General features: G+C 51.2%; 4 protein-coding genes, 1 rRNA gene and 1 pseudogene. 2 read left to right on the top strand and 4 right to left on the bottom strand.

Features of this window, described 5'->3' with window-relative positions; genetic code table 11:
- The 4 genes and pseudogenes from AACU94_RS03210 to rluD form a co-directional block, all read right to left on the bottom strand.
- Positions 1 to 212, bottom strand: a 16S ribosomal RNA gene (locus tag AACU94_RS03210); the annotation flags it as partial.
- A 449-nt stretch (positions 213 to 661) separates the two neighbouring features.
- Positions 662 to 3,236: pseudogene (gene clpB / locus AACU94_RS03205) on the bottom strand (ATP-dependent chaperone ClpB).
- 129 nt (positions 3,237 to 3,365) lie between these two features.
- Positions 3,366 to 4,097, bottom strand: coding sequence for a purine nucleoside phosphorylase YfiH (yfiH, locus tag AACU94_RS03200; protein WP_130217295.1), 732 nt, complete (start codon positions 4,095 to 4,097; stop codon positions 3,366 to 3,368).
- Positions 4,094 to 5,074 (bottom strand): 23S rRNA pseudouridine(1911/1915/1917) synthase RluD, encoded by a 981-nt coding sequence (gene rluD / locus AACU94_RS03195; protein WP_115438707.1) that lies wholly within the window; start codon positions 5,072 to 5,074, stop codon positions 4,094 to 4,096. The genes yfiH and rluD overlap by 4 nt, the downstream gene beginning before the upstream one ends.
- A gap of 134 nt (positions 5,075 to 5,208) precedes the next feature.
- On the opposite strand from rluD, the gene bamD reads away from it, so the two are divergent.
- Positions 5,209 to 5,946 (top strand): outer membrane protein assembly factor BamD, encoded by a 738-nt coding sequence (gene bamD, locus AACU94_RS03190; RefSeq protein ID WP_000197686.1) that lies wholly within the window; start codon positions 5,209 to 5,211, stop codon positions 5,944 to 5,946.
- Between the two features lie 121 nt (positions 5,947 to 6,067).
- A partial coding sequence (locus tag AACU94_RS03185; protein WP_000547060.1) for a transposase domain-containing protein occupies positions 6,068 to 6,290 on the top strand: 223 nt, incomplete at its 3' end.

Raw genomic sequence — 6,290 nt, 5'->3', positions numbered from 1 at the left:
CCCGAGGTCCCCTCTTTGGTCTTGCGACGTTATNGCGGTATTAGCTACCGTTTCCAGTAGTTCATCCCCTCCATCAGGCAGTTTCCCAGACATTACTCACCCGTCCGCCACTCGTCAGCGAAACAGCAAGCTGTTTCCTGTTACCGTTCGACTTGCATGTGTTAGGCCTGCCGCCAGCGTTCAATCTGAGCCATGATCAAACTCTTCAATTTAAAAGTTTGATGCTCAAAGAATTAAACTTCGTAATGAATTACGTGTTCACTCTTGAGACTTGGTATTCATTTATCGTCTTGCGACGTTAAGAATCCGTATCTTCGAGTGCCCACACAGATTGTCTGACAAATTGTTAAAGAGCAGTTGCGACGCGGCTTTCAGCTCACTGTCGCGAGGTGGCGTATATTACGCTTTCCTCTTTCAGAGTCAAGCGTTTATTTTCGCTTTTCTCTGCCGGAATTCTCAGGAGAATCCCGCTGACCCGGCGGCTTGTTCGCCGTTGTTCCGTGTCAGTGGTGGCGCATTATAGGGAGTTATTCTGAAGAGACAAGCGGAAAATATAAAAAATTTATCGTTCGTTCAATTCTTAAGCGAAACACCTTAAAAACGACCATTTCCGGTTGGAAATTAGACAAAAAGCGAGCCCCGAAGGGCTCGCTTTTCTTATTTACTGGACGGCGACAATCCGGTCTTCATTAACTTCCAGGCGAATAACTTTACCCGGAACCAATTCACCAGACAGTATTTGCTGTGCCAGCGGGTTTTCGATCTGCTGCTGGATAGCACGTTTCAGAGGACGTGCACCATAGACCGGATCGTAACCGTTCTCGCTCAGCAGTTTCAGCGCCTCGTCAGAAATGTGGATTTCATAACCACGTTCTTCCAGACGTTTGTATAGACGTTTCAACTGAATCTGCGCAATCGACGCAATGTGCTGTTCACCCAGCGGATGGAAGACCACCACTTCATCGATACGGTTAATGAATTCCGGACGGAAGTTATGGCTTACCACACCGAGCACCAGCTCTTTCATGCGCGCATAATCCAGTTCACCAAAGCGTTCCTGAATCAGATCAGAACCGAGGTTAGAAGTCATAATGACCACCGTATTACGGAAGTCGACCGTTCTCCCCTGCCCGTCAGTCAAACGTCCATCATCCAGTACCTGCAACAGAATGTTGAAGACATCCGGATGCGCTTTTTCCACTTCATCCAGCAGGATGACGGAATACGGGCGACGACGCACAGCTTCGGTCAGGTAGCCACCTTCTTCATAACCGACATATCCCGGAGGCGCACCAACCAGACGAGACACCGAGTGTTTCTCCATAAACTCGGACATATCGATACGGACCATCGCCTCGTCGCTATCAAACATAAAGTTCGCCAGCGCCTTACAAAGTTCCGTTTTACCCACACCAGTTGGGCCGAGGAACAGGAATGAACCAATCGGGCGATTTGGATCCGCCAGCCCCGCACGGCTACGACGAATAGCGTTAGATACCGCATCAACCGCTTCGTTCTGACCAATAACGCGCTGGTGCAGTTCTTGCTCCATACGCAGCAGTTTTTCGCGCTCGCTTTCCATCATGCGAGAAACCGGAATCCCCGTCCAACGCGCCAGCACTTCAGCAATTTCGGCGTCGGTCACTTTATTACGCAACAGACGCATAGTTTTACCTTCGAGCTGCGTTGCGGCTTCCAGTTGCTTTTCCAGTTCCGGGATTTTGCCGTATTGCAGTTCAGACATCCGCGCCAGGTCACCTACACGGCGAGCCTGTTCAATGGCGATTTTTGCCTGCTCCAGTTCCGCTTTAATGGTCTGCGTACCAGAGAGCGACGCTTTCTCTGCTTTCCACTCTTCTTCTAACTCGGAGTACTGACGTTCTTTGTCGCTCAGTTCTTCGTTGAGCATATCCAGGCGTTTTTTTACTGGCTTCATCAGACTCTTTCATTAACGCCTGTTGTTCCAGTTTGAGCTGGATAATACGGCGATCAAGTCGGTCGAGTTCTTCCGGTTTTGAGTCAATCTGCATACGAATGCTGGATGCTGCTTCATCGATCAGGTCGATGGCTTTATCCGGCAGCTGACGGTCAGCAATGTAGCGATGAGACAACGTCGCCGCTGCAACAATTGCCGGGTCAGTAATTTGCACATGGTGGTGCAGCTCGTAACGTTCTTTCAGGCCACGCAGAATAGCAATGGTGTCTTCAACAGAAGGCTCGGCAACAAACACTTTCTGGAAGCGACGTTCCAACGCAGCATCTTTTTCAATGTACTGGCGATATTCGTCCAGCGTCGTAGCACCCACACAGTGCAGTTCACCACGCGCCAGTGCCGGTTTCAGCATATTCCCGGCGTCCATTGCGCCATCGGCTTTACCTGCGCCAACCATAGTATGTAATTCGTCGATAAACAGGATGACGTTGCCTTCCTGTTTGGAGAGATCGTTAAGCACGCCTTTTAAACGTTCTTCAAACTCACCGCGATATTTCGCCCCAGCCACCAGCGCGCCCATATCCAGCGCCAGTACGCGGCGGCCTTTCAGCCCTTCCGGCACTTCGCCATTGATAATACGCTGCGCCAGACCTTCAACGATGGCAGTTTTACCAACACCAGGTTCACCAATCAGCACCGGGTTATTTTTAGTACGACGTTGCAGTACCTGAATGGTACGGCGAATTTCTTCATCACGACCAATCACCGGATCGAGTTTGCCTTGTTCGGCTCGTTCGGTAAGGTCGATGGTGTATTTTTTCAAAGCCTGACGTTGGTCTTCAGCTCCTTGATCGTTCACGCTTTCACCTCCGCGCATTTGTTCAATCGCTTGAGTAATGTTGGCGGTGGTCGCCCCTGCTGCTTTCAGGATGTCGGCCAGCGTGCCGCGAGACTCAAGTGCCGCCAGAACGAACAGTTCTGACGAGATAAAGTTATCACCACGTTTTTGCGCCAGCTTGTCGCAAAGATTAAGAACGCGCACCAGATCCTGTGATGGCTGGACATCACCACCAGTACCTTCAACCTGCGGTAAACGGTTTAATGCCTGAGTGATATCTGTGCGCAACTGGCCTGCATTAATGCCAGCGGATGTTAATAAAGGACTAACCGAACCCCCTTCCTGATTCAGCAGGGCGCTCATTAAATGAAGTGGTTCGATGAATTGGTTGTCGTGCCCGAGTGCAAGTGATTGGGCATCGGCAAGAGCAAGCTGGAATTTATTAGTAAGACGATCCAGACGCATAACTCCTCCCATAACGGATCAAAGTTGCTACTGGAGATTAAATGAGGTCATCCCTCAATTATTCAAGGTTATTGACCAGATTAATGTGAAAAGAAAATCACGCGTACCGGATCGTCTTGATTCTTTAGGTTATATCAGCCAAATGAAACTTGCCATACGACCGGTGGTCTTGTCGCGACGATAAGAGAAGAAAGTCTCATTTTCCGTATATGTACAACGGTCGCCGCCGAAAATTTGCTCAACACCAACACTCGCCAGACGCTGTCGGGCAAGCTGATAAATATCCGCCAGATACTTATCACCATGCTGAATGAAAGCTGTACTCGCGTTGGCGTCTACTGCCATAAACGCCTCGCGAACCTCCGGCCCCACTTCAAACGCGCGTGGACCGATTGCCGGCCCCAACCAGGTAAGAATGTTTTCGGGCTTATCGGCAAAGCAGGAAACCGTCTCTTCCAGCACGCCTGCGCACAGTCCACGCCAGCCAGCATGGGCAGCCGCGACTTCCGTTCCTGCCCGATTGCAAAACAGCACAGGCAGGCAATCGGCTGTCATTACGGCACAAACCGTGCCGGGTGTGTTGCTATACGAGGCATCCGCCCGTTTTGAGGTATAAGGTTCGCCAGTAAGCTTAAGCACATCTTTACCGTGTACCTGCTCAAGCCAGACCGGTTTTGAAGGCAAATTACCCGCAGCAAAAAGCCGCTTGCGATTTTCCTCGACGTGCTCCGGGTTATCACCACAATGAGCACCGAGGTTGAGCGAGTCGTAGGGCGGCAAGCTCACGCCGCCGATACGGGTAGAGCTACAGGCCGCAACACCTTTTGGCAGCGGCCACTGCGGGACAATCAGCTTACTCATAACCAGTCCACTTCATCCTTATGCTCTTCGAAATCGGCGCGCATCACCTCAATCAGCTCCACCATATCTTGCGGAATAGGCGCATGCCATTCCATTTCGATGCCGGAGATCGGGTGATAAAGACGCAGCATGGTTGCATGTAGCGCCTGGCGGTCAAACTTACGCAGCGTGGAGATAAACGCTTCCGAAGCACCTTTTGGCGGACGCGGACGGCCACCATAAACCGGATCGCCCACCAGCGGATGGGTGATATGGGCCATATGCACGCGGATCTGGTGCGTACGTCCAGTTTCCAGACGCAGCCGCAGACGCGTGTGCACACGGAAGTGTTCCATAATGCGATAGTGAGTGACCGCCGGTTTGCCCATGGGATGTACCGCCATGTGAGTACGTTTGGTCGGGTGGCGGCTGATTGGCTCATCCACCGTGCCACCAGCAGTCATATGACCAATTGCTACCGCTTCATACTCACGAGTAATTTCACGTCGTTGCAGAGATTCCACCAGGCGCGTCTGGGCTGGAACGGTTTTTGCCACAACCATCAGGCCAGTGGTGTCTTTATCCAGACGATGGACAATACCCGCACGCGGTACATCGGCAATGGGTGGATAGTAATGAAGCAACGCATTCAATACCGTGCCATCCGGGTTGCCCGCGCCAGGATGTACCACCAGGTCGCGCGGTTTATTAATGACGATGATGTCTTCATCTTCATAGACGATATCCAGCGGGATATCCTGCGGTTCAAAACGCGCTTCTTCTTCAATCTCGGCGTTGATGGCCACCAGCTCGCCACCTAATACTTTTTCTTTCGGCTTATCACAAACTTTGCCGTTAACCAGCACGCGCTGGTCGAGGATCCATTCTTTTATTCGCGAACGTGAATAATCCGGGAACATTTCGGCTAAAGCCTGATCTAAGCGTTGACCGAGTTGGTTTTCGGACACTGTTGCAGTGAGTTCTACTCGTTGTGCCATATATACTGCTTCTTCGTTTATCGTTGGGGTTTTACGGCTTTGCCGTTTAATATAGTGTGCTATTGTAGCTGGTCTTAACCGGGAGCAGGAACAGAGAATCTCCCGTATTACATTTTGAGGAAAGTCAAAACGTCATGACGCGCATGAAATATCTGGTGGCAGCCGCCACACTAAGCCTGTTTTTGGCGGGTTGCTCGGGGTCAAAGGAAGAAGTACCTGATAATCCGCCAAATGAAATTTACGCGACTGCACAACAAAAGCTGCAGGACGGTAACTGGAGACAGGCAATAACGCAACTGGAAGCGTTAGATAATCGCTATCCGTTTGGTCCGTATTCGCAGCAGGTGCAGCTGGATCTCATCTACGCCTACTATAAAAACGCCGATCTGCCGTTAGCACAGGCTGCCATCGATCGTTTTATTCGCCTCAACCCGACCCATCCGAATATCGATTATGTCATGTACATGCGTGGCCTGACCAATATGGCGCTGGATGACAGTGCGCTGCAAGGGTTCTTTGGCGTTGACCGTAGCGATCGCGATCCTCAACATGCCCGAGCTGCGTTTAGTGACTTTTCCAAACTGGTGCGCGGCTATCCAAACAGCCAGTACACCACTGATGCAACCAAACGTCTGGTGTTCCTGAAAGATCGTCTGGCGAAATATGAATACTCCGTTGCAGAGTACTACACCGAACGTGGCGCATGGGTTGCCGTCGTCAACCGCGTCGAAGGCATGCTGCGTGACTACCCGGATACCCAGGCTACACGTGATGCGCTGCCGCTGATGGAAAATGCTTACCGCCAGATGCAAATGAACGCTCAGGCTGAAAAAGTCGCGAAAATTATTGCCGCTAACAGCAGCAACACTTAACTGGTGTGATATACGCAAAACGGCAGCCCTGGAGCTGTAATGCCGATCAGTTAAGGATCGGTTGACCGATCCAGTGGCTGTGTAAGAATCCGGAAATGCTCACCCGTTTCCGGATTTTTTTATGCACATTGGACAGGCTCTTGATCTGGTATCCCGTTACGATTCCCTGCGTAACCCACTGACTTCTCTGGGCGACTATCTGGACCCGGAACTGATTTCCCGCTGCCTTGCCGAATCCGGCACCGTCACCCTGCGTAAGCGCCGCCTTCCTCTTGAAATGATGGTCTGGTGTATTGTCGGCATGGCCCTTGAACGTAAAGAACCGCTTCATCAGATCGTTAACC

Source organism: Escherichia sp. E4702 (assembly GCF_963883545.1).
Classification (GTDB): Bacteria; Pseudomonadota; Gammaproteobacteria; order Enterobacterales; family Enterobacteriaceae; genus Escherichia.
The sequence above is the reverse complement of the archived record's forward strand: the minus strand, read 5'-3'. Positions and strand labels throughout refer to the sequence as shown.